Origin of the sequence: Streptomyces sp. NBC_01190 (assembly GCF_045039895.1) — a bacterium.
Lineage (GTDB): Bacteria > Actinomycetota > Actinomycetes > Streptomycetales > Streptomycetaceae > Actinacidiphila.
The window spans coordinates 5,705,400-5,727,961 of the sequence record NZ_CP108580.1; the positions used below are offsets into that span (position 1 = coordinate 5,705,400).

Below are 22,562 nucleotides of genomic sequence, written 5' to 3' on the forward strand. Positions count from 1 at the left end.
TCGACGTGATCCATCCGGCCGTATCCGGCCGGGCCGGCCCATCCGGCCGAGGTGGCCGACCCCGGCCACGTCCGGCCCCGGGGCGGCTCGCACAGGGGGACCCGCACGAGAGGGAGAAGAGACCATGGGTCTTGCATGGCAGCAGGGTCCGCTCGCGCACGGCGCGGTCGGCAGGTTTCTGACACCGCAGCCGCTCCCCGAGCGGCTGTTGTTCGCCGAACCGCTGCGCCGCAGGCTGCGGGTCAAGTTCGGCGGCGAGTGGATCGCCGACAGCGAGGACGTCGTGATCCTGCACGAGCCGGACCGTTACCCGGTGGCGTACTTCCCGATGGAGGACGTGACGCCGGGCACGCTCGAACCGAGCGGGCATGTCACCCGGCACCGTGACCTGGGGGACACCTCGTGGTACGCCGCGCGCCAGGGGCAGCAGCACCGCGACCGGGCCGCCTGGCAGCACACCGCCCTGGCCGACCACGCCCGCGAACTCCAGGGGCGGGTGGCGTTCGCCTGGCGGGCCATGGACGGCTTCTACGAGGAGGACCAGCGCGTCCTCGGCCACGCCGCCGACGCGTACCACCGCATCGACATCCGGCCCACCTCCCGCGACCTGGAGGTCCGCGACGGCGAACGGGTGGTGGCGCGTTCGTCGCGCCCGACCGTGCTCTACGAGTCCGGATTCGCGCCGCGCTGGTACGTGCCGCGCGAGGACATCGACATGAGCGCGCTCACCCCGGTCGACACGCAGACCTTCTGCCCCTTCAAGGGCCTGGCCGGCTATTACGACATCGGCGCCGCGGCGAAGGCGGCCTGGTCATATCCCGACGCCTACCCCGAGGTGTCCGCCATCTCCGACATGATCTCCTTCGAACCCGACATGGTTGCCGTCTTCCTCGACGGCAAGCGCCTCGCCCTCGAACCCGGCCAGGGAGTCGTCTCCCACGGCCTCGACCGCGGCCTCGACCCGGACGAAACCCACCACCGCTGAGCCGGCCCGACCGGGCGACACCGGCAGGGGGTCGTCCCTTGCCGGTGCGTCGTGCGGGCCATCAGGCCCGGCCGGCCGAGCCGGGGTGGGCGCGGCGCGTGGTGGGGGTGGTCAGACGAGGATCTTTTCCAGGCGCTCGGCCAGGATGGCCGCGGAGTGCGGGTTCTGGCCGGTGACGAGGTTGCGGTCCTCGACCATGTACGGCTCCCAGACGGGGCCGCGGCTGAAGTCGACGCCGACCTTGTCCTTCAGCTCGTCCTCCAGCAGCCAGGGAGCCCTGGAGGCGAGCCCCACTTCCTCTTCCTCGTCATTGGTGAAGCCGGTGACCTGGTAGCCCTTGAAGGGCGACTCGCCGTGGATCCTGGTGGCCAGCATCGAGGCGGGGGCGTGGCAGACGATCGCCAGCGGCCTGCCGGACGCGAGCTGGCCCGTCAGCAGCCTGCCCACGTCGGCGTCGAGCGACAGGTCGGCCATCGGACCGTGCCCGCCGGGCAGATAGACCGCGTCGTAGTCCTCGGGGCGCACGTCCGACAGCTTGAGCGGCCGCCGCATCACCTCCGCCTCGCGGATGATCCCCTCCAGTTCGAGGGCGCCCTGCTCGCCGCCCGCCATCGCCGGGCGCAGGCTCATCATGTCGACGTTCGGCGTCACCCCGCCGGGTGTCGCCACCACGATCTCGTGGCCGGCCTCCGTGAGCGCCTTGTACGGAGCCGCGAACTCCTCGGCCCAGTAACCGGTCGCGTAGCGGGTGCCGTCCTTGAGCACCCAGTACGTCGCGCCGCTCACCACGAAGAGTATTTTCGCCATTACCGTCCGCCTCCTCATCCCCCGTCGAGAGATTTGGTGCGATATGTCCTTTGGCCCAGGGTAAAACAGCGACCGGTCCGGCCGCGCAGGGGCAGCGGCGGGATCAGGAAACCGGGCTTCGGCGGCGGCTGGGGTGTCGGCGATGGCGGGCGGCCGTCGGCCCCTGGCCGGCGGGACCGGGTAACCATCGACGGCGCAAGCGTGCGGCCCGCAAAAATCGGCTTGGCCGTACCGGATCAAGATACCGTTCGCTCGTACGGTACGGTCAGCCCAATCGTGTGTACAATGACCGTCCGAACAGCAAGTTTAGAGTTCAAGCATTGCGTGGCGTCGCTGGAACCCCGGCTGGGCGCGGACGGGAGCGTGACGGGATGGGCTACAGCGGCCTCTTCGAATACGGCGCCGCCGACGCCCTGGTGGGGCGGACCGCGGAGCTGGACCGTATCTGCGAGTTCCTCGCCGCCCCCGACCGCGGCGGCGCGCTGCTCCTGTCCGGTCAGGCCGGCGTGGGCAAGACGGTCCTGCTCAGCGCCGTGGCCGACCTCGCGGCCGCGAACGGGACGAGAGTCCTGCGCGCGGCCGGCGTCGAATTCGAGGCCGACGTGAGCTACTCCGGGCTGAACCAGGTCCTCTTTCCGCTGGCGGACGCGTTCGGCGAGCTGGAGAGCGCGCACCGCGACGCCCTGCGGGTCGCGCTCGGCTTCGGCACCGGGCCGCCGCCCGACCGGCTCGTCGTATCGAGTGCGACCCTGATGCTGCTGCGCCAGGTGTCCGCCGCCCACCCGCTGCTCCTCGTGGTCGACGACCTGCCGTGGGTCGACCGGGCCAGCGCCGCCGTACTGGGATTCGTCGCCCGGCGGCTGGCCGGCGGCCGCGTCAGTTTCCTCGGCGCCATGCGTTCGGGGAGCGAGACCTTCTTCCAGCGCGGCGGCCTGCCCGAGTACGAGGTGCCGCCGCTGGACGAGAAGTCGGCGCGGACCCTGCTCGACGCACGATTCCCCAACCTCGCCGAGCGGGTACGGCAGCGGCTGCTGGCCGTGTCCGAAGGAAACCCGCTGGCGCTCCTGGAACTGCCCACGGTGCTGAGCGGGCAGCAGCGCGCGGCCCTGGAGAACCTGCCCGTCGTACTGCCGCTCAGCCAGCGTCTCCAGGCACTCTTCGTGTCCCGGGTCGCCGAGCTGCCGCCGGCCGCGCGACGGCTCCTGCTGCTGGCCACGATGGACGGAACCGGCGATCTCGGGATCCTGCGGGCATCGGCGCGGCAGACCGGCCACCGCACCGAGCTGGAAGATCTCGCCCCCGCCGAGCAGGACCGGCTGGTGCACTTCGACGAGGGCGCCCGGCGGCTCGTCTTCCGCCACCCCCTGATCCGTTCGTCGGTCGTGGACGCCTGCACCGGCGCCGAGCGCCGCGCCGCGCACCGCGCCCTGGCCGAGGTGCTGGTGGACCAGCCGGAACGCCGCGCCTGGCACCTCGGCGAGGCGTCCATCGAGCCGGACGAGCAGGTGGCCGTCCTGCTGGAACAGGCCGCGCACCGCATCACCGCGCGCGGCGACGCGTTCGGCGCGGTGGCGGCGCTGGTCAGGGCGGCGGATCTGAGCCCCCGCGGTGCCGACCGGGCCCGGCGGCTGGCGGAGGCGGCCTACATCGGCGCCGACGCCACCGGCGAGCTGCGCGGTGCCTCGGAACTGCTCGACAACGCCCGACGCGCCGATCCCGACCTGGTGGGGTCACTGCGCTCCGCCGCCGCCGCCGTGTATCTGATCATCAACGGTGACGGAGACGTCGATACGGCTCACCGCCTTCTGGTCGGCGCCATCGAGTCCGGCACACACCGGTACGACGCGAAGGACAACGCCCTCGTCGACGCGATGCATCTGCTGCTGCTGCTGTGCTTCTTCGGCGGCCGCGCGGAGCTCTGGCCGCCTTTCTACGCGGCGATGGCGCGCCTGCGACCCGGGCCGCCCGCACTGCTGTCCGTGATCGGCAAGACCTTCTCCGACCCCGCCCGATCGGGGGTCGGCGCGCTGGAAACGCTGGAGTCGGTCCTCGGCGGAGCCGCCGAGGAGACCGACCCAGGACGGATCGTCCGGCTCGGCACCGCGTCCCTCTACGCCGACCGGCTGGCGGACGTCCGCGAGCCCTCGTGGAAGGTCATCCTCCAGGGGCGCGACGGGGGCCCGGTCCGCAGACACATCGGCGCGCTGATGCATGTGTGCCTGGACGACTTCCTTTCCGGCAGGTGGGACGAGTGCGTCGAACTGGCCGACGAGGGAATCCAGTTGTGCGAGGGCTCCGGCTACCACTTCTTCACCTGGTACTTCTGGTACTGCCGGGCTGTCGTCGCGGCGTCCCGCGGGGACGACGAGACGGCCGACCTCTACAGCGGCCAGATCATCCGCTGGGCGACCCCCCGGGGTGTGGGTACGGCGCTGCACTACGCCAGCCACGTGCGCACCCTGATGGGACTCGGACGCGGCGATTTCGAAGGGGCCTACCAGCACGCGACGGCCATCAGCCCCGCGGGCACCTACGCCTCCCATGTCCCGCACGCCCTGTGGGTGTCGATGGACCTCGTCGAAGCCGCGGTCCGCACCGGCCGCCCCGCGGAGGCGGCCGCACATGTGCGCGCGACACGGCAGGCGGACATCGCGGCGCTCTCGCCACGGCTGGCGCTGCTCGCCGGCGCCGCGGAGGCATGGTGCGCCACCGACGACGACGAGGCGGCGCGGCTCTTCGACACCGCGGCGGCCCTGCCGGGCGTCGAGCGGTGGCCGTTCGATCTGGCCCGGGTGCGGCTGGCCCATGGGGAACGGCTCAGACGGGCGCGCGCGAACGTGGACGCCAGAGGAGTGCTCAGCCAGGCGCACGACACCTTCACCCGGCTCGGCGCCCGCCCCTGGGCTGAGCGCGCGGCCAAGGAGCTGCGTGCCACCGGATGGGTCGCGCCGCGGATCGGGCCGCCGGCCGGGGCGGAGGGGGCGGCGGGGAGAAGCGTGCTCACGCCGCAGGAGCGGGAGATCGCGGAACTGGCGGCCTCCGGCCTGAGCAACAAGCAGATCGCCGAGCGGCTCTATCTCTCGCACCGGACCGTCGGAGCGCACCTCTACCAGATCTTTCCGAAGCTCGGCGTCGGCTCCCGGGCCGCTCTTCGTGACGCGCTCGAAGCCCTGGAGGAATGAGGCTCCCAAAGCCGGCCGGCTCTTTCGCGTAGCGTGGAATGCCGGTCATCTCATTGCGGAGGCGCGGTGAACAGCCCTTGATTGACCATCTTCCGGTACGGCCGTAAGGTACGTGGATGCCTCCAGCACATCGTACGCGCCGGGCCGGCGGTGCCAAGCGGATCGCGGTCCTTGACGCGGTTGGTCCCGTGCTCGCGGAACGGGGATACGAGAACACGAGATTCGCGGATGTATCAGCGGCGACCGGGGTGGCGATCAGCACCCTCCAGAATTACTTCGGGTCCCGCGAGGACATGATGATCGAGGCCATGCGGCGTTATACCGATCAGGAAATCGTGGCGCTCGATGCCGCCGTCACGACCGGCCAGGACCCGTGGGGGCGTCTCGTCGCGCTGATCGACCGAAGCCTCGGTAACTCCGGCAGCACGCGGCAGGTGCTGATCGAATTCTGGCGGGCGGGCATGCGCGACGAGGAGTTGCGTGAATACAGCCTCGAAGTGCAGCACCGTTATCGGGAACCCTTTGTGCGTGCGGTGGCCGATGGCCGCGATCAGGGTTTCTTCACGCTTGTCCACAGCCCTGACGAAATTGTTGATTTCCTTTTGGTGTCGCTTGTCGGCTTTATGATCCCCCAGGTTCTGCAGCACCCCACGCCGACGGCCGAGGGATTCCGCCGGGTCCTGCTGTCGCAGATCAGGCTCGCGGTGGGCCTCCAGCCGTAAGCGAAGGACGGCGGGGCGGCGGGAGCGGCGGAGGCGGCGAGGGCGGGTCCCCGGGCTACCGGCCGGCGGGCTTGACCAGGCCGTGGCGCCAGGCCCAGGCGATGAGGGCGCCGCGGTCCTCCAGGGCGAGTTTGGCCAGGACGTGGTTGAGGTGGGTCTTGACCGTCGCCTGGCTGACGACCATCTCGCGGGCCACCTGCTGGTTGTTGAGGCCCTCGGCCACCAGGCGGACGACGTCGATCTCCCGCCGGGTCAGTCCCTCGGCCTCGGGCGGCGGGGAGGGCGCGGCGTGCGGGGCCGACGGTGCGGGTGCCGCCGGAGCGGGTTCGCTGACGACCAGTTGGACGAGCCGGCGCTGTACCGCGGGGTCCAGCACCGTACGGCCGGCGGCGACCTCGCGGACCGCGGTCAGCAGCGCCTCACCGGTGGCGTCCTTGGTCAGGTAACCGGCCGCGCCGGCCCGCAGCGCGGGTATCACCGCGTCGTCGTCGGCGTAGGTGGTCAGGATCAGCACGCGGGTGCGGACGTCCCCGGCCAGTACCTCCGCCGTCACCTGGGCGCCGTCCAGGCCCGGCATCCGCAGATCGACCAGGGCGACGTCGGGCCGTGTCTGCGCGGTCAGCCGTACCGCCTCGTCGCCGTCGCCGGCCTGGCCGACCACCTCGATGTCGTCGGCCGACGCCAGCAGCAGTACCACCCCGTCGCGTACCACCGCCTGGTCGTCGGCGACCAGCACCCGAATCGTCACGCGTCCGCCTCCCCGCCCGTGCCCGGCGCCCCGACGGCGGCCGATACGGTCACGCTCCCATCTTCCCGTCACCGCCGGCGGCCACCACGCCACCGGTCACGGTTCCCGCGGTGGCGGCACCGGCGTCCCGGCCGGCCGCTGCCACGACCGGTACGCGGAGCACGATGCGCCAGCCCGTTCCGTCCGGCGCCGGGCCGGCGGTCAGCGAACCCCCGACGGCCTCGATCCGCTCGGCCATCCCGCGCAGACCGGTACCGCCGCCCCGCACACCGGAGGGGCCGCGGCCGGCCGGCACCCCCTGGTCCCGTACGGCCACCCGGACCTCGTGGTCGTCCCACACCACGTTGACATCGATGGGGCTGCCGGTGGCGTAGCGCGCCGCGTTCGTCAGCCCCTCCTGCACCGCCCGGTACACCGCGTGGCCCGCCTCGGGGGCGAGCCGGCCGGCCCGGCCGCTGACCCGCAGCCGGGCCTCCCCGGGGAAGCCGCCGACCAGCCCGCCGAGGTCGTCCACACCCCGCAGCGGCGCGACCCGCAGCGCGCCCACCGCCGCACGCGCCTCCTGCACCCCGTCGCGGGCGAGTTCGGCGGCCCGGTCGATCGGCCCGGTCAGCGCCGCCGGGGCGCCCTCCCGGGCGGCGATCGCCCGGACCGCCTGGAGCTGTACGGACAGGCCGGCCAGGCTGTGCGCCAGTACGTCGTGCATCTCGCGGGCGATACGGCCGCGTTCCTCGACGGCCGCCGCTTCCTGCCGGGCCTGCCGGGAGGCTTCCACCTCGGCCAGCAGGGCCACCGCCCGGTCCCTTTCGGTTTGCAGCGCCGCGCGCTCCACCGAGCGGTCGGCGGTGAGCCAGGCGCCGACGCCCGCCAGCAGGCCGATCGGGCTGCCGGTGATCGCCATGATGGTGACGCCGAAGGCGACCGCGACCGTCGCGACCAGCCCGCCGCGTACCGGCCCGGCCGGCACGCGCGTCGCCAGGGCGGCGGCGCCGGCCAGTACCGGGACCTCGCCGAGCCCGTTCGGCGCCAGGACGATGATGGCGAAGCCGGTGGTGATGGTCAGCGCCGGGCCGAGCGCGGCCCAGCGCTCCGGCAGGAAGCGGCGGCCCATCAGCGCGCCCAGCTCGGCGCCGGCCCCGAGCACCGCCACGGCCGCCTTCGGCGTCGTCCCGGGGGCCGCGAGGACGGAGACCGCCACGCACGCGACCATGGTCAGCGCGCCGACGAGCCTTCGCGATCCGGCCGTCCACCGGCGCGCCGGTCCGGCATCGAGCCAGGTGCTCGCCATGCTGTGCCTCTCTTTTCTCGTCGTCCGCCGGCCGGGCCCCGCCCGCCGAACGCCTGCCCTCCCGCCTACCAGGGTGCCAGCCCCGGACCGGTGCGGATGGACGGTCGGCCCCGCCGGGGCCGGCGGGGGACGTGCCGCCTCAGACGTAGGCGCCGTCGCGGGTGGTCGGGGTCGCGGTGGCGGCCTGGGAGCGGGAGAGCTGGAGTTGGCCGCGGACGACGATCGTGGCCAGGCGGAGGACCACCTCGGCGAAGGCCATGAGGATGAGGGCCACCACCCATGCCTGGGCGCTGGTGATGGAGTGGGCGGCGGAGAAGTGGGCGATGCGGGAGGCGCCGGAGGGGTGGGAGGACCAGACGGCGAAGCCCAGCCGGAAGCCCATGCTGATCACCCACAGCGCGGCCGCGCCGACGGAGGCCCTGATCCTGACGTGCCCGTCGGCGACCCGGACACGGGTGAGCAGGCCGCCGAAGAGGCCGAAGACGACGCCGGCCCCCGCGAACGCCGCCGCCAGGGGCAGGTCGTTGCCGGCCGTCGGGATGTGGTGCAGATAGTTGCCTGCCGCCCACCCGATGATGCCCAGCGGCAGCAGGATCGTGCGGGCGGTCAGCCGCTCCTCGCGCATCTGGCGGAAGACGATGAGGACGAGGGCGATGTCGATGATCCAGTCGGTGGTGGTCATGTCATCGAGCATCCGCTTGCGCCGCTCCCCGGACTTCAACCCACGGGTGGAACGCGGGTGGAAGTCCGCCGCCACCGGGGGCCGGACCGGCACCGCGCCCACCGAGCCGCTGCCCGTGAGGAGGCCCGCGAGGAGGCCCGCGCGCGGGCCCGTCTGAACGCCCGGAAGGAAGCCCGAGGCGGGCCCGGCGGGAGAAGCCGGAGGCGGGTCGTCCGCCACGGATGCCGTTGGCGGATGATGGAGGGGCGGGGGCGGATCCGTACCCCGATGCGAACCTCGATCCGTACCACCGCGCTGACCTGCCAACCTCCCCAAGCCGTGGAGTTCTTCCTATGCCCGCCCGAATCGGCCCCGCGGGGCGTTCGCCGGTCGAATCGGCCGGTGGTCCGCCGTGAGCGCCGACCGAGCTGACCGAGCCGACCGAGCCGACCGAGCAGTAACCACCGCCGATTTGACCTTCAGCGTGCTCGGGCCGCTGCGCGTCCGGAGGGGACCCGTCGATGTCGACCCCGGCCCCCAGCAGCAGCGCGCCGTCCTCACCCTGCTGCTGGTGCGGGCGAACCACGTGGTGCCCCTCGAAGAGCTGACCGACCTCCTCTGGCCGGAGGACCCGCCGACCAGCGCGGTCAATGTCGTGCACCGGCAGATCGGCCGGATCCGCAGGATGCTGGAGCCCGATCTGGCGGCCCGGGACGAGGGCGAGTGGCTGGTCCGGCGCGGCGGCGGATACCGTCTCGCCGTCGAGCCGGGCGCACTTGACCTGCTGGAGTTCCGCCGGATGGTCGCCGTCGCCGTCCGGGCGGGGGAGGAGGGCAGGCCGGACGAGGCGTTGGAGCGGCTGGCCGACGCGCTCGGCATGTGGCGGGGTCTCCCGTCGGACGGCCTCCGCGTCGACACCCGGAACTGCGTGCCGTTCGTCGCTCTGGCCCGGGAGTACACCTCGCTGGTCACCGAGGCCGCGCGGGCGGCGCTCGGGTGCGGGCGGTCCGAACGCGTCATCGGCTTCCTGGAAAGGGCGGCGCTCCTGCACCCGCTGGACGAGTCGCTGCAAGCCCAGCTCATGCTGGCGCTCGCGGCGTCGGGGCAGCAGGCGCTGGCGCTGGCGCACTACGACACCGTCCGCGACCGGCTGCGCGCCGAACTCGGTATCGATCCGGGTGAGGAGATCCGCCGGGCGCACCGGCGGATCCTGCGACAGGACGTCCCGGCGGCCGGCGCGCACCTCCGCCGGACACCTTCACCGTATGACGCCGCCGAAGCCGGGACCGCCGTGCCCGAGGACGACCCCGCCCCGGTCCGGCCGGCCCAACTGCCCGCCGACATCAGCGCGTTCGTCGGCAGGGAAGCCGAGATGGCGCGGGCCTACGAGCTGGTACGGGCCGGTGGGGCGCGTGGTGGAGCCACGGTGGTCGCGGCGGTGAGCGGGACGGCGGGCGTCGGCAAGACCACCTTCGCGGTGCACTGGGCCCATGGCGTCGCCGAGCACTTTCCCGACGGCCAGCTCTACCTCAATCTGCGGGGCTTCGACCGTTCCCACGACGTGGTGCCGCCGGCCGAGGCGCTGCGAACCCTGCTGTACGCGGTGGGCGCGTCCGCCCCGTCCATCCCGGAGCCGCTCGACGCGCGGGCCGGCCTGTACCGCAGTCTGCTGGCCGGCAAAAGGATGCTCATCCTGCTGGACAACGCGCGGGACGCCGAGCAGGTCCGGCCGCTGCTGCCGGCCGCCCCGGGCTGTCTGGTGATCGTGACCAGCCGGAATCCGCTCTCCGGACTCGCGGTGACCGAAGGCGCCCATCTGTTCGGCCTCGGCCTGCTGAGCACCCCGACCGCCCGGGAGGCGCTGCGGGCGCGCATCGGCGCGGCACGGGTGGACGCGGAGCCCGCGGCGGTCGAGGAGATCATCGAGCTGTGCGGCTCGCTCCCGCTCGTGCTGGCCATCGTCTCGGCCCGCGCCGCCGCCCACCCCGAGTTCCGGCTCGCCTCGATCGCCCGTGAGCTGCGGCGGACCCACGGCCGGCTCGACGCCTTCCAGGTGGCGGGGGTGACCTCCGACGCCCGGACCGTCTTCTCCTGGTCGTACAGCCGGCTCGGCGAGCGGGCCGCCACGCTCTTCCGCCTGCTCGCCCCGCACCCAGGCGCCGATGTGACGGGCAGCGCGATCGCCAGCCTGCTGGGTGTGCCGCGCCGGGACGCGGAATCCCTGATCACCGAGTTGCGGGACACCGCCCTCGTCGTCGAGCACGCCCCGGGCCGGTACTCCTGCCACGATCTGCTCCGGTCCTACGCGTGGGAGCTCTCCCAGGCCCGGGACAGTGACGAGGCGCGGGGCGAAGCCCTCGGGAGGCTGCTCGACCACTACCTCCAGTCGAGCTATCAGGCGCAGGTGCGGCTGCGGCCGTTCCGCCCGGCGATCGATCCGGCGCCGGCCGGGCCCGGGGTGGTGGTGGAACGCTTCGAGGACTACGAGTCCGCCATGGAGTGGTTCGACGCCGAGCGGCACGTCCTGTCCGCCGCGGTCTCCCTCGCCGCCGAGGTGGGTTCCTTCATACCGGCCTGGCAACTGGCTCTGACCCAGCAGCAGTTCTTCCACTGGCGCGGCCTGTACCACGACTGGCAGTACACGATGAGTACCGCCCTGCGCGCCGCGGAACGCGACCAGGACCGGGTCGGGCAGGCACATCTGCTGCGCAGCGTGGCCGGCGCCCTCTGCTGCACGGGCCGTTACGAAGAGGCGCTGCGGTATCTGGCGCGGGCCCAGGAGCTGTACGCCGAGGTCGGCGAGGCGGTCGACCAGGCCTACATCCACTCGGGATTCGGCTCGGTCTACAACAAGATGGGCCGTCAGGACCTCTCGATCGACCATGTGGACCGGTCGCTCGACCTCTACCGGAAGGCCGGGAGCCGGCGCGGCGAGGCGCGAGCGGTGGCGGACATGGGAGCCGCGCTGCTGGATCTCGGCGACCTCGACGCGGCGGTCGTCAAGCTCCTGGAGGGTCTGGAACTGGCCCGGCGGGCCGACAGCCGGCACCAGGAGGGCAAGGTGCTGTCTGACTTGGGCAAGGCGTACGCCGGACAGGGCCGGCTGGACCTCGCCGCCGAGACGCTGCACCTGTGTCTTGACCGGGTGCGCCGGATCGGCCAGCGCCCGCTGGAGGCGGAGGCGCTGACCACCCTCGGGCACGTCCTCGCCCGCCAGGGCAAGGAGCACGACGCGGCGACGGCACGGTCCGAAGCCCGTACGATCTCGGCCGCGTTCCGGCTGAAGCGGGCCAACGACCCCTGAGCCGGCCGCGGATCGCCCGGCCAGGTCGGGCCGCCGTCACCGGTCGGATCCCCGGGGACACCGAGTTCGGCGGCGTGGAACAGCGGCGCCCCCGGGTGGGCCTATCGCAGGCGGGCCCGCAGCAGGTTGGGGTCGGTGGCCGTGGTGTACGCGGCACTGAGCACGTAGACGTCGTCGCCGCGCAGGGCGATGGACGTGGGGTTCTGGAGCCCGTCGCCGGCGTTCAGGACGGTGGTGCTGGTGCCGTCGGGCTCGATACGCACCACCGCGTTGGGGCCGTTGAGCGCGGCGAGGATCTCGTCGCCGTTGCCGGTGAAGGCGAAGTCGTCGATACCGGCCAGGCCCGACGCCTTGACCTGCGGCGCTCCGGCGCGGTTTCCGGCGCGGATCGGAATCCGCAGCAGAGTGCCGCGGTCGAGGTTGGTCACCCACAGGGCGCCGTCGTGGATTTTCGCGCCGTTGGCACCGAGGAAGCCGGTCGAGGCGAGTTCGGGCGCGGTGGACCAGGCGGTGGGTGTGCCGCCGGCCAGCGGGACGGTCCATACGGTGCCGAGGACTGAGTCGGTGATGTAGAGCTGCCCGCCGCGCCCGTCCAGCGCGAGCCCGTTGGGCAGGCCGCCCGCGGGCAGTGCGGCGATGCGCCGCGGGGCCGTGCCGGGGCGCAGCCGCCACAGCCCGGTCAGGTCGGGCGTGCCGGTCGCGTACAGCACGTACGTCGTGCCGTCCGGGGTGTGGACGATGCCGGTGGTCAGCGGGAAGCCGAGGGCCGGTGTGTGGACGCCGCCGTCGGCGGGGGCGGGCAGCGTGGCGAGGATATGTGTCGCGCCTGAGGGGGTGAGCTGGGCGATCTGGCGGGCGGCGGCGAAGGTGATGTCGGCGGTGCCGTCGGGCAGCAGGGTGATGTTCTCCGGCAGCTGACCTGCCGAGAGGTCGAACTGGGTGGCGATCCGCACGTTGGTCAACAGGCCCTCGGCGGGCTGGGCGCCGGCCCGGTGTGCCTTGGCCGGTCGGGCGCCGGCCGGGTGTGTGTGGGCCGGGTGTGTGTTGCCCGGCCTCGCGTCGGCCGGCGCGGCCGCGGCGAGGGTGGCCGCGGCCACCAGGAAGGCGGACATGGTGATCGTGACGCGTCGCTTGGACATGGTTCCTTCGGTGTTTTCGGGCAGGCGGCAGCCGCGGCGCGGCGCCGTGCGGGAGGTGGTGCGGGAGGTGGTGCGGGAGAGGGAAGGGTCAGGAGGCGGGGGTTTGCGCGCCCTGGCGCGGCGCGGTCGCTTGCCGCGGTGCGGTGGCGTGGGCCAGCAGGGTCAGGGCCGCGGCGGAGGGGGAGCCGGGGGCGGCGGTGGCGACCACCAGGGCCGGTCCGTCGCCCTGCGGGCTCTGGAGCGTCTGCTGGGTGACGGTCAGCGTCCCGACCAGGGGATGGCGCATGCCGTAGTCGGCGACATCGCACGCCCGGATCCGGTGATCGGCCCACATCGTGGCGAACTCGGCGCTCCGCATGGTCAGTTCACCGATCAGCCCGGCCAGCAGCGGATCATCGGGGTGCCGGCCGGCCGTCAGCCGCAGATTGCCCACCACGGCCCGGGCTTTGGCGGGCCAGTCGGCGTACAGCTCGCGGGTGTGCGCGTCCAGGAACACCAGCCGGGCCATGTTCGGCCGCCGGCCCGGTTCTTCGGGGCCGGCCGGGTCGAGATGGCCGGCGAACAGGCCGTGGCCCGGGCGGTTCCAGGCCAATACGTCGCTGCGGCGGCCGATGACGATGGCGGGTGTGTTCTCCAAGGCCGCGAGCAGCGCGGTGGTCGCCGGGGTGATCCGTTCGGCCCGCGGCCGGCCGGCGGTTCTGCTCCTTTCCCGGGTACGGGCCAGAAGGTGCAGATGCGCCCGCTCGGAGTCGTCCAGGCGCAGGGCGTTCGCGATGGCGTCGAGCACCTCGCGTGAGGCGTTGCGCGACTGGCCCTGCTCCAGGCGGGTGTAGTACGGCACGCTGATGCCCGCGAGCATCGCCAACTCCTCGCGGCGCAGCCCCGGCACCCGGCGCCGCTCCCCGTAGGTCCGCAACCCCACGTCGCCGGGTCGCAGTTGACCCCGGCGCGCCTGGAGAAAGTCGGCGAGGTGCCCGTTCTTGTTCATGAACCCGAGTATGCGCACCGCGCCCGTTCCCCGCCTGACCCCGCTGGGGTGGGTATCCGCGGCGCCTGCCACACCCGTGCCCCGTGCCGCCAAGTCCCAGGCCGTCGCCTACGGCACGGGGCCGGCCGATCGTGCGGCTCGCTCGGGTCAGCCGATGGCGATGACGGGGTGGTTGGCGGGGTTGATCCATTTCATGATCTGGGTGAGGAAGGTGGCGGGGACGGCGACGCAGCCGCCGGTGGGGCCGGCTTGGGGGCCGAGGTCGTGGAGGAAGATGCCGGCGCCGGGTGTGTCCAGTTAACCTCGCTGTTTCGTTTGGGGTCGGCTGAGTTGGGCTGATGTCTCTTTTCGGTGGTCGGCGCCGTTTGTGGCTGGGTGGGCATGGTTTTGGCCCGACGCTGGGTCGGGTGCTCCGGGGGTCCTCGGGTCGTGGTGGTCAGGGCGGTGTCATCGTTCAGGTGGCTGGCCTGGGCAGGGCCGCAAGGCGGGTGAATGCCCTGGTCAGCTCGTGGCGCCAGGGCCAGGTGGAGGCGATCCGTAGGTGGAGACGTCGCCCGCCACGGGTGAGGCGGGCGGCTGCGTGCAGCAGGCGGTAGCGGAGTTTCTTCGGCTCGCACGCGGCCAGTTCGCCGTCCAGCAGGAGGGTCTGGGCCCAGGCGAGCAGGTCGATGGCGGTCAGGGCCAGCTCCAGCCACGCGGTGTTGATGGCGAAGTGGCGGGAGGGGAAGCGCCCGAAGCCGGTGGTCTTGCCGCAGCGGATGCGGTCCTCGACGCGGGCATGGCCGCGGTGGCGGACCTCCAGATACTGCAGGGAGCCTTCGCCGACGGGGGTGTCGGTGAGGAATGCCTGGTGGCGCATGCCGGCGTCGAGGTCGAACAGGGACAGCTGTGCGCCGGGGTGCGGGCGTTCGCGCCGGACGATGATCCGGGTGCCGTCGGGGTGTCCAGTCAGGTCGATCATGCCGGTCAGTTCGGCGACCCCGGCGCCTGTCCGCAGGGTGCCGTCCTGTTCGAGGGCGGGGTGCCAGAACCGGTCGGGCAGGGCCCGGATCGCCCGGCGGACCGGTTCGGTAACCGGGTATCCCACGGAGAAGGATGTGTGGATGCCCCGGTTCCGCAGGGCGCGCAGGTGGGTGAGGAAGGGTTTCGCGCCGCCTGCGCTGTCCGTGCGGACCAGGATCGGGGTGCCGTGGCGGTGGGTGTCGGGGACCTGGGCCAGGGCGTGGTCGAGGACGGTGATGTGGTCGCTGGCGGTGTTGGCGCCTGCGTTGCCCGGCCGCAGCAGTCCGGCCAGGGCCTCGCCGGTGTTGTCCAGGAAGCACAGCAGCGGGTGGTAGCCGAAGCCGCGTTTGTATGTGGGTGCCGCCTGTTCCTTGTCGGAGTGACAGGTGACCAGGGTGGCGTCGATGTCCAGGACCAGGCCCGGCAGGTCGCGTCCACCTGCGCGGGCCGCCGGTATGCCGGTCCTGGTCTCGGCGGCCTGGAGCCAGGCGACTTCGCGTGCGGCGGCCCTGGCCGAGCGCAGCCCGGCGAGTGCAGCCGGGTCGAGGCCGGCCAGCATCCGCCAGGCGGTCGGGGTGGAGGCGACCGGGCCGAACACGTCCGCCTGGTCGCGCAGCAGTGCCAGATCTGAGATGGCCTGGCCGCCGTCGGCGAGCATGACCGCCACATCTACTGCGATCCTGCCCGGGTCGTGCCCGGTGCCACGTGGCCGCAGCCGGCGCAGCGTGTCAGTGAATGCCGCTGTCAGGCCGGTGGCATCGGCAAGGTCGGCCAGCAGCCGGGACCCAGCGTGGCTGACCACCCCGCGGCCCTCGGCTGACACGATGAGCTGGGGGCGTGACCCGGTAGTGTGCACGCAGAAAGTGCCTTCTCGCTGTGGTGACGGAAGCCCTAGACAAGCCTCATCATCCCAGCTCAGAAGGCACTTTCGCGTTCCCGCTCAAGATCCGGACGCCACCGCAAACGAAACGCTGAGGTTAACGGATCTGGCTCACTTTCCGTGGTGGCGGAGGGTGACCGGCATGATGCATGGCTGTGCTCAACATCAACTTCCTTGTCAGGACAGTCTTTTCCGGGCTGTCCCCGCTGGTTGTCGGGGATGTCGCAGACCGGGGCGGCGACATCGTGGTGCGGGCCTGCACGCCTGATCGGCCGGTGGCGTGTCCGGGGTGTGGTCTGCTGACAGCAAGGGTTCACGGCTACTACATGCGGCGCCTGGCCGACGTTCCGGTCGACGCGCGGCGCGTAGTCCTGGAGGTCCGGGTGCGCCGTTTGCTCTGTGCGTCCCCGCGGTGCCCACGGCGGACGTTCCACGAGCGGTTGCCCGGTCTGCTGGAGCCTTACCAGCGGCGCACGCTGCGTCTGACCAGGCAGATCAGCGTTCTGGTCAAGGAGTTGGCCGGCAGAGCCGCGGTGCGGGTGCTGCCCGTGCCGGCTGCGGAGTTGTCGCGGCACACAGCACTGCGCATCCTGATGCGTGTCCCCTCACCGGCCCGGCAGGTGCCAAAGGTGGTGGGGGTGGACGACTTCGCCCTGCGCCGCCGCCATCGCTACGGCACGATCGTGATCGATGCACGCACCCGGGACCGCATCGAGGTGCTGCCCGATCGTGAGGCCACCACCTTGGAAGCCTGGCTGCGTCAATATCCGGGTATCCAGGTCGTGTGCCGCGACGGGTCGGCCGTCTATGCCGAGGCTATCCGTCGTGCGCTGCCCGATGCTGTGCAGGTCGCCGACCGCTGGCATCTGTGGCACAACCTGTGCGAAGCCGCCCTGAGCGAAGTCAGGGCACACAGCACCTGCTGGGCCACCGTGCTGAACGCGCCCCTCTACGACGGGCCCCGTGCCCAATCCACCCTCGAGCGCTGGCACCAGGTCCACGACCTGCTTGACAAGGGTGTGGGCCTGCTGGAATGCGCCCGTCGTCTGCAACTGGCACTGAACACCGTCAAGCGCTATGCCCGGGCTGACCAGCCCGAACGCATGCTCCGCGTCCCCAAGTACCGCTCCAGCCTCGTCGACCCCTACCGCGAACATCTCCGCCAACGCCGGGCCGAGGACCCCGGCGTCCCCGTCCTCCACCTCTTCGAAGAGATCAAGACCCCCGGCTTCACCGGCTGCCTCAACCTCCTGCACAAATACATCAACCAGGGCCGCGCGGACGCCGACCGCAGCCACATCTCCCCGCGCAGACTCGCCAGGATGCTCCTCACCCGGCCCGACGACCTGGCCGCCGGACATCGCGAACTCCTCGACCAGCTCACTGCCGCCTGCCGCGAGATGACCCGGCTGGCGTCCCATATCCGGGCCTTCGCCCAGCTCCTGGTACCCGACCAACGAAATGCCCGCGCCCTTGAGGACTGGATCACCCAGGTCCGGACAGTGGAATTGCCCCACCTTCACGCCTTCACCCGGGGCCTGGACCGCGACCACGACGCCGTCATCGCCGCTCTTACCCTCCCTTACCACAACGGTGGCACCGAAGGCGTCAACAACAAAACCAAGCTGATCAAGCGTCAAATGTACGGCCGGGCAGGCTTCCCGCTCCTCCGCCACCGCATCCTGCTGGGATGACGTAACCCTCCGCCACCACGAAAAGTGAGCCAGATCCGTTTATTAGACACTCCCACTCTGTGCGTAATGAACCAGGGACGAAATTTGCTTCCGAGTACGAGTCTCCCTCAGGGGCGAAATATTACGGCCGTAACAAGCACGGTCAGCAGGCGGAGGGCGACCTGGCGGATGCCCTGGAAGAGGCTGGTCATCATGGAGGCTGTGCCGAGGTGGGTTGCCTCATTCAGGCTCAGAAGGCTGAAGGCCCCGACGCGATCAGAGGAGGTACGATGCGTACGGTGAAGTCGAGAAACAACTCTATGCCGACGTCGAATACGACTGGACATGGCGAACCAGCCACTCCATGTGGTCGCTGCGAGCGACTACTAGGAAACCTTGGTATCGGCTAGCGATCATGATCAGATTTGACTCGCTGCGCCCCGATCTGCTGCAGGCTCTTCGTGACGCCGGTTGGCATTCCCAGAGGGCAGTGGATGCCAGCCCTTGGCTCGACTCCTTGCAGCAGGAAGGATATCAACTGAATTCGAAGGCCGAAGAAATTCTTGTCGCACTAGGGGGGTTGATTGTTGAGCCGGTAAATAACTCCGGCCCGAACTTCAGCAACGATGAGCCTTTCAATTTCGACCCCATTTCGGCTGGGGCGGGCCAACGGGGTCTGGCATTGGAAATTCAAGAAGCTCTAGGTGGGATATATTTTCCTATCGGCGAATGGCTCAGCTATTCGAGCGTCTTCGTGGAGGTCAGTGGGAAGGTGGTTTCCGCTGGTCTTGGATGGATTTGGGGAATGGGTTCCACCATCGAAGATGCTTTGGAGTTGGCGGTATGTGCAGATCGGCCCCTGGTATGCCTGCACTCCGACCCGGGACTAAAGCCGTGGCCCCAGTGATTTCGCGACGGTGATCGAAGCCCCGCCAGGCGCGTGGCAGATTCCAGTGGTCGTCGTAACACGTGATCTCGGATGTGTTGCACTGGCAGTTAATCAGTCGACGGTCGCGCTCGCGCGGCCGGGCGACTGTAGCTACGCCGTGGTGAGGCCGATAGACATCGGTCCTGCGTATGCTCGCCTCGACTGGTGGGGCTGAGGGGGTGGGCGTGCTGAAGTTGCTCGGCTTCTTCGATGACTTCGGTCACTACGGTGAGCTGGCTGCGGGACCGCTAGGGGCCCAGGTGCAAGCGTCTGGCGAACCGGACGAAGCGCAAATTGTGGAGTATTTGGACGTTGGTCATCCCCTCACGTACTTCATGGAGGCAGGGGTGGACGTCCTCACGGGTGAGGTTCACCGGCACACATCCGGCTGTTCGTCCCTGGTCACCGACGGCTTGTGGGTATGGCGCGCGGACTTTGCACACTATTTGGAGGCGTACCACGTGGCGTTGCCCGCAGACTTCGTCGCCCGTGTCCGCCAGTTCCGCCATCAGATGCCGGACCTGGTCGGTGCGGACTTCGCGCCGGTCTTCGACGAGGTGCTCCGGGGGTTCGGATGGACGCATGTGGACCCCTGGGACGCAGACCCGATCCTGCGCCCCCAGCCACGAGCTGTCCTGACTCGCGCAGAATTCGTATCGAGGATCCGGCAAGAACGGCCTGCCGGCTCCTGGGGAAGGGCACCGCGCAAGCCTCGCAGGGAGAAGAATCGCGGTCTTTAGCGATCCCGCGGAACACGGCTGGTCTGATCAGCTGGCGAGTAGTTTGTGCAGACGCTCGGCTGGGGTGTCCCAGTCGAGCGTTTTGCGTGGTCGGCCGTTGAGCTGGGCGGCGACGGCGTCGAGGTGCTCGCGGGTGTGGATGGACAGGTCAGTGCCCTTCGGGAAGTACTGACGGAGCGGGCCGTTGGTGTTTTCGTTCGAGCCGCGCTGCCATGGGCTGGCCGGGTCGCAGGAGTAGACCGATCGCTCCAGCGCCTCTTGGGCGGTGGCGGCCAGGTCCCGGTACTCGAGCGGATCGCGCTCGGTGTGCCGTACGTACCGCCCCGCCTCCGGGTCCCAGCGGCGGGTGACCCGGTTCGGCGGGAGCTGCGCGCTCTGTTCCAGCCGGGCCGGCCACAGCCGCAGCGTGTCGTCCTCCTCGTCGGTGCGGCCGGTGGACAGCAGGTCCCTGGGCACGGCGTCCATCGCGTAGCCGTCGCCCGAGAAGCTGAGGCCGCCGCCGAACGTCAGGTCGCGGGCCGTGCCGAAGGGGGCCAGGCCCATCGCCTTGCCCGCGGCGTCGGCGCCCAGGCCGGCGTACTCGCAGACCGCGGCGTAGAAGTAGCCGAGCGACCAGCCGGGCGGCGCCGAGCGCGGCACCTTGACCTCGCCGGCCGCCGCGGAGGCCGGCGTGGCGCTCTCGCACTCGCCCTGCCCGTCGAGCACCAGCACCGCGCCCCGCTCCCGGCCGGAGAAGTGGTACGCGCTGGCGGCGTGTGCCATGTGGTGCGGGACGAACTCCAGCCGCGGGTCGCGCCCGCCGGCCCCGGCCTGATGTTCCCCCTGTCGACCGACGTGAGACACAAGGAGAGCTGCTCGTGGCAACCGATGACGAAGCCCTGGCGAAGGCCAAGGGCCTGGCCCAGGAATACCTCGGCCGGGACGACTTGGACGGCGGCTGGTTCGCCCTGGGCGGCTCCTCCCCGGACGCCGCCCGGCTGGTCAGCGCGCTGAGCCAGCAGTACGCGACGCAGGTCCGCCTCCAGGACCTGCTGACCGCCGACTCGGTGCCCCTACCGGGTCCTCGTGGACGGCAAGCGCGTGGGAAGCCCGCTCTGGTCCGGCGCGTCGCCGCCCGACCCGCGGGCTGAGCCGATCGTCCGCAAGGCGGCGGCCTCAGCCGCTCAGACAGGCAGCGGCACGATACTCACCGCACGGTAGTCGTAACCGTCCTGCTTGAAGCCGGGAGCTTCCCACGTGAGGTTCACCTGCTGCCCGAGCGACAAAGTGCGGAAGCCGGCCATCTGAAGAGCGGAGTAATGCCCGAAACACCCGCCGGGAGTCTCGGGCGAGTCGAGCACCCCCCACCCCTCCTCTTCGCTCCACCATCGAACAGTCGCAGTCACCATGACCGAAACCTTACGAGTCCAGGGCGGGACGAGTCCTCTCCGCGCTGGGGTTACGCGCGACCCCCGCCGGTGTGCTGCGGGCCCGGTCAGCTTGGGACCTCACGCAGATGGCGACGCTGGCGCTCGAAGGTGGCGGGACGCCAAACGTGGTCAGGGGGTGGGGGCGCGGTCGGGGTGAGGGTGGCCGGGCCGGCCTGGGCGTTGGCGTGGAAGAGGTCGAGCCGGTCGAGCGCCTCGTCCTCTCGTGCCCAGGTGGCGGGGGAGAGGTTCAACGCGGCCTGGAGGAAGGCCCGGTAGCGCGGCGGCAGCGGCACCCCGCTGTCGGCCAGGTCCCGCTCCCCGTCCGCCATCGACAGGCCCCCGTCGACCATGACCCGAGACCGCGATGCCACCCCGCCGCCGCGTTCAGCGGCAGGTCGGCCTGGTCGGCCTCGTCGGGGATCGAGACCTGGAGCCCCGCGGGGACGTCGTGGTGGGCGGCGGGTCGTCGGGCGGCTGGTGCTGCCGCCGGGTCAGCGCGGCGGGCCCACGATGACGTTGCCGTACTGGTCGGCGAGCGTGGGATCGGGCTTCACCTCGAAGTCGGGCGGACGCGGTGTGGACTTGTCGCGACCGGTGGCACGGAACATCCCCTCGATGCCGGCCGGTGTGTTGATCATCAGCAGATCGGCCTTCTTGGAGGTGATGCGGTAGCCGTGCGGAATCAGCTTCGGCAGGAACACCACACCGCCCTCGGCGAGCTCGTACTCCTGGTCGTCGCACCAGACCAGGGCGGTGCCCTTGAGCAGCAGGAAGACCTCGTCCTCCCGGGTGTGCTTGTGGTAGGGCGGCGCCTCGCCCTCGGCGACGTCGAAGCGCCCGATCATCAACTGGCCGTCGGTGGCCTTGCCGTCGAGCAGCATCGCCAGCGTTCCGCCGTCAAGCCATTCGAGTTGCTGCTGCTGCTCGGGTTGCGCGATGTAGGCCATGCTCATAAGGGGCTCCGATCAGGTGCGGGAGGCTGAGGAGGCTAGGGAGAATCATGCGCGCGGAGCGCCGAAGGGCGCGATGCGACGCGCGGGGCCGGCCCGGGACGACCCCGGCTCTCCTCGGCGCTGTACGCACCCGCGCCGCGACCGCACCCACTAAACGGACGTTATCGTCCGCTTGGTGGGCTGTCAACGACGTGGCCCGGGGGGTGGGACGGGGTGCCGGGCAGGACGCGTGGGGAGTAAGGGGTACGGGGTCACAGGGGGTACCGCATACGGGACCGGATGCGCGCGGGATGCCGGACCGCCCCCGCGTGGGCCATCATCGAAGGTGTGACAAAAGCACAGCCGAACGAAGGCGCCGGCCGACGGGAGTTGCGGCGCGACGCGGCCGACAACCGGGAGCGGGTGCTGGCGGCGGCCGCCGCCGCGGTCAGACGCGAGGGCGCCGCGGTGCCGATGGCCACCGTCGCGGCGGACGCGGGCGTCGGCGTGGGCACCGTCTACCGTCACTTCCCCTCGCGCGAGGCCCTGCTCGGCGCCCTGACGCGCCGCTCCTTCCAGCTCGTACTGGCCGCGGCCGGCCAGGCCGCCGAGACCGATCGGACCGGCATCGAAGCCGTCCGCGACTTCCTCGACCAGACCGTCGAGCACGGGCCCGACCTCGTACTGCCCCTGCACGGCGGCCCGCTGCTGGTCGACCAGGACACCCTCGCCGTCCAGGCCGACGTGCACCGGAAGCTCGGCTCGCTGCTGTCCAGAGGCCGGCGGGACGGCACGATCCGGCCCGACGTGCGCACCGCCGATCTCGTCATCTTCGGCGCCCTGCTGGCGCAGCGGCTCCCGCACGTCCCCGACTGGCGGCAGACCGCGCGCCGCCTGGCGGACATCTACCTCGCCGGTCTGGCCCCGACGACCCGGCCGCTCAGGAACTGACCCCGTCGGATCGACGCGCTCCGCACAGTGACAGCATCATGCGCCCAGGTCACCGCCGGAAAGCCGGGCGGCGGAACCTACCATGTGTACGATGAAGGCTCTACTGTGTGGTCCGGGGACTGGACGAGGGCAAGTGCCCTTGGCAGTACCGCACATGATCCTGTTGAACCTTATGGCGCGGGCATACGTATGGCGTATGCGGAGTTCCGTTTCGTGCGCCCGG

General features: G+C 71.3%; 19 protein-coding genes and 2 pseudogenes. 9 read left to right on the plus strand and 12 right to left on the minus strand.

Going from position 1 to position 22,562, the window contains the following annotated elements; genetic code table 11:
- Positions 1-124: 124 nt before the first annotated feature.
- The gene (locus OG519_RS24080) at positions 125-985 is read left to right on the plus strand and encodes a DUF427 domain-containing protein (protein ID WP_405587629.1); all 861 of its coding nucleotides are present in this window, start codon (positions 125-127) and stop codon (positions 983-985) included.
- 111 nt (positions 986-1,096) lie between these two features.
- On the opposite strand, the gene OG519_RS24085 is transcribed toward OG519_RS24080, so the two are convergent.
- Positions 1,097-1,792, minus strand: a complete 696-nt coding sequence (locus OG519_RS24085) for a type 1 glutamine amidotransferase domain-containing protein (protein WP_405587632.1) — start codon at positions 1,790-1,792, stop codon at positions 1,097-1,099.
- A 371-nt stretch (positions 1,793-2,163) separates the two neighbouring features.
- Between OG519_RS24085 and OG519_RS24090 the strand changes: the two genes are divergently transcribed.
- Both OG519_RS24090 and OG519_RS24095 read left to right on the plus strand, forming a co-directional pair.
- Positions 2,164-4,974, plus strand: a complete 2,811-nt coding sequence (locus OG519_RS24090; protein WP_405587635.1) for an ATP-binding protein — start codon at positions 2,164-2,166, stop codon at positions 4,972-4,974.
- A gap of 116 nt (positions 4,975-5,090) precedes the next feature.
- Positions 5,091-5,696 (plus strand): TetR/AcrR family transcriptional regulator, encoded by a 606-nt coding sequence (locus OG519_RS24095; protein WP_405587638.1) that lies wholly within the window; start codon positions 5,091-5,093, stop codon positions 5,694-5,696.
- Positions 5,697-5,751: 55 nt separating this feature from the next.
- On the opposite strand, the gene OG519_RS24100 is transcribed toward OG519_RS24095, so the two are convergent.
- The 3 genes from OG519_RS24100 to OG519_RS24110 form a co-directional block, all read right to left on the minus strand.
- A complete protein-coding gene (locus OG519_RS24100; protein ID WP_405587641.1) occupies positions 5,752-6,444 on the minus strand; it encodes a response regulator in 693 nt (230 codons plus the stop codon).
- A 49-nt stretch (positions 6,445-6,493) separates the two neighbouring features.
- A complete protein-coding gene (locus OG519_RS24105) occupies positions 6,494-7,732 on the minus strand; it encodes a sensor histidine kinase (protein ID WP_405587643.1) in 1,239 nt (412 codons plus the stop codon).
- Between the two features lie 139 nt (positions 7,733-7,871).
- Positions 7,872-8,414: a hypothetical protein gene (locus OG519_RS24110; protein WP_405587646.1), complete on the minus strand. Its 543-nt coding sequence runs from the start codon at positions 8,412-8,414 to the stop codon at positions 7,872-7,874.
- A 451-nt stretch (positions 8,415-8,865) separates the two neighbouring features.
- Between OG519_RS24110 and OG519_RS24115 the strand changes: the two genes are divergently transcribed.
- Entirely contained in the window at positions 8,866-11,697 is a 2,832-nt protein-coding gene (locus OG519_RS24115) for an AfsR/SARP family transcriptional regulator (protein WP_405587648.1), read from the plus strand.
- A gap of 101 nt (positions 11,698-11,798) precedes the next feature.
- Here the strand turns inward: OG519_RS24115 and OG519_RS24120 are convergent, their stop codons facing one another.
- The 3 genes from OG519_RS24120 to OG519_RS24130 form a co-directional block, all read right to left on the minus strand.
- Positions 11,799-12,836 (minus strand): hypothetical protein, encoded by a 1,038-nt coding sequence (locus OG519_RS24120; protein ID WP_405587651.1) that lies wholly within the window; start codon positions 12,834-12,836, stop codon positions 11,799-11,801.
- A gap of 88 nt (positions 12,837-12,924) precedes the next feature.
- Positions 12,925-13,824 (minus strand): helix-turn-helix domain-containing protein, encoded by a 900-nt coding sequence (locus tag OG519_RS24125; protein WP_405587654.1) that lies wholly within the window; start codon positions 13,822-13,824, stop codon positions 12,925-12,927.
- A gap of 454 nt (positions 13,825-14,278) precedes the next feature.
- Entirely contained in the window at positions 14,279-15,682 is a 1,404-nt protein-coding gene (locus tag OG519_RS24130) for an IS1380 family transposase (protein ID WP_405587657.1), read from the minus strand.
- Between the two features lie 179 nt (positions 15,683-15,861).
- Here OG519_RS24130 and OG519_RS24135 point away from each other — a divergent pair, with 179 nt between their 5' ends.
- The 3 genes from OG519_RS24135 to OG519_RS24145 all read left to right on the plus strand — a co-directional run bounded on the left by OG519_RS24135 (position 15,862) and on the right by OG519_RS24145 (position 19,047).
- Positions 15,862-17,400 (plus strand): ISL3 family transposase, encoded by a 1,539-nt coding sequence (locus OG519_RS24135; RefSeq protein WP_405587660.1) that lies wholly within the window; start codon positions 15,862-15,864, stop codon positions 17,398-17,400.
- A gap of 394 nt (positions 17,401-17,794) precedes the next feature.
- Entirely contained in the window at positions 17,795-18,286 is a 492-nt protein-coding gene (locus tag OG519_RS24140) for an SUKH-3 domain-containing protein (protein ID WP_405587662.1), read from the plus strand.
- A gap of 206 nt (positions 18,287-18,492) precedes the next feature.
- Positions 18,493-19,047 (plus strand): hypothetical protein, encoded by a 555-nt coding sequence (locus OG519_RS24145; RefSeq protein WP_405587665.1) that lies wholly within the window; start codon positions 18,493-18,495, stop codon positions 19,045-19,047.
- A gap of 27 nt (positions 19,048-19,074) precedes the next feature.
- On the opposite strand, the pseudogene OG519_RS24150 reads toward OG519_RS24145, so the two are convergent.
- Both OG519_RS24150 and OG519_RS24155 read right to left on the minus strand, forming a co-directional pair.
- Positions 19,075-19,302: pseudogene (locus OG519_RS24150) on the minus strand (IS30 family transposase); the annotation flags it as partial.
- A 264-nt stretch (positions 19,303-19,566) separates the two neighbouring features.
- Positions 19,567-19,890, minus strand: a pseudogene (locus tag OG519_RS24155) (carbamoyltransferase N-terminal domain-containing protein); the annotation flags it as partial.
- A 14-nt stretch (positions 19,891-19,904) separates the two neighbouring features.
- On the opposite strand from OG519_RS24155, the gene OG519_RS24160 reads away from it, so the two are divergent.
- On the plus strand, positions 19,905-20,177 hold the full coding sequence (locus OG519_RS24160; RefSeq protein WP_405587668.1) for a phosphopantetheine-binding protein: 273 nt from the start codon (positions 19,905-19,907) through the stop codon (positions 20,175-20,177).
- Between the two features lie 33 nt (positions 20,178-20,210).
- Here the strand turns inward: OG519_RS24160 and OG519_RS24165 are convergent, their stop codons facing one another.
- From OG519_RS24165 to OG519_RS24175, 3 genes are all read right to left on the minus strand, one after another.
- Positions 20,211-20,435 (minus strand): cold-shock protein, encoded by a 225-nt coding sequence (locus OG519_RS24165; RefSeq protein WP_405587671.1) that lies wholly within the window; start codon positions 20,433-20,435, stop codon positions 20,211-20,213.
- An 86-nt stretch (positions 20,436-20,521) separates the two neighbouring features.
- A complete protein-coding gene (locus tag OG519_RS24170; protein WP_405587674.1) occupies positions 20,522-20,806 on the minus strand; it encodes a hypothetical protein in 285 nt (94 codons plus the stop codon).
- Positions 20,807-20,947: 141 nt separating this feature from the next.
- The gene (locus OG519_RS24175) at positions 20,948-21,409 is read right to left on the minus strand and encodes a cupin domain-containing protein (protein ID WP_405587676.1); all 462 of its coding nucleotides are present in this window, start codon (positions 21,407-21,409) and stop codon (positions 20,948-20,950) included.
- A 327-nt stretch (positions 21,410-21,736) separates the two neighbouring features.
- Between OG519_RS24175 and OG519_RS24180 the strand changes: the two genes are divergently transcribed.
- Positions 21,737-22,339 carry a TetR/AcrR family transcriptional regulator gene (locus tag OG519_RS24180; RefSeq protein ID WP_405587679.1) on the plus strand — a complete coding sequence of 201 codons (603 nt, stop codon included), beginning with the start codon at positions 21,737-21,739 and terminating at the stop codon, positions 22,337-22,339.
- Positions 22,340-22,562: the final 223 nt, after the last annotated feature.

Coding starts and splice junctions, on each gene's coding strand:
- OG519_RS24140 (WP_405587662.1), top strand. CDS start 17,795: ATGATCAGATTTGACTCGCTGCGCCCCGATCTGCTGCAGGCTCTTCGT.
- OG519_RS24120 (WP_405587651.1), bottom strand. CDS start 12,836: ATGTCCAAGCGACGCGTCACGATCACCATGTCCGCCTTCCTGGTGGCC.
- OG519_RS24085 (WP_405587632.1), bottom strand. CDS start 1,792: ATGGCGAAAATACTCTTCGTGGTGAGCGGCGCGACGTACTGGGTGCTC.
- OG519_RS24170 (WP_405587674.1), bottom strand. CDS start 20,806: ATGGTCGACGGGGGCCTGTCGATGGCGGACGGGGAGCGGGACCTGGCC.
- OG519_RS24080 (WP_405587629.1), top strand. CDS start 125: ATGGGTCTTGCATGGCAGCAGGGTCCGCTCGCGCACGGCGCGGTCGGC.
- OG519_RS24125 (WP_405587654.1), bottom strand. CDS start 13,824: ATGAACAAGAACGGGCACCTCGCCGACTTTCTCCAGGCGCGCCGGGGT.
- OG519_RS24175 (WP_405587676.1), bottom strand. CDS start 21,409: ATGAGCATGGCCTACATCGCGCAACCCGAGCAGCAGCAGCAACTCGAA.
- OG519_RS24095 (WP_405587638.1), top strand. CDS start 5,091: ATGCCTCCAGCACATCGTACGCGCCGGGCCGGCGGTGCCAAGCGGATC.
- OG519_RS24105 (WP_405587643.1), bottom strand. CDS start 7,732: ATGGCGAGCACCTGGCTCGATGCCGGACCGGCGCGCCGGTGGACGGCC.
- OG519_RS24090 (WP_405587635.1), top strand. CDS start 2,164: ATGGGCTACAGCGGCCTCTTCGAATACGGCGCCGCCGACGCCCTGGTG.
- OG519_RS24110 (WP_405587646.1), bottom strand. CDS start 8,414: ATGACCACCACCGACTGGATCATCGACATCGCCCTCGTCCTCATCGTC.
- OG519_RS24165 (WP_405587671.1), bottom strand. CDS start 20,435: ATGGTGACTGCGACTGTTCGATGGTGGAGCGAAGAGGAGGGGTGGGGG.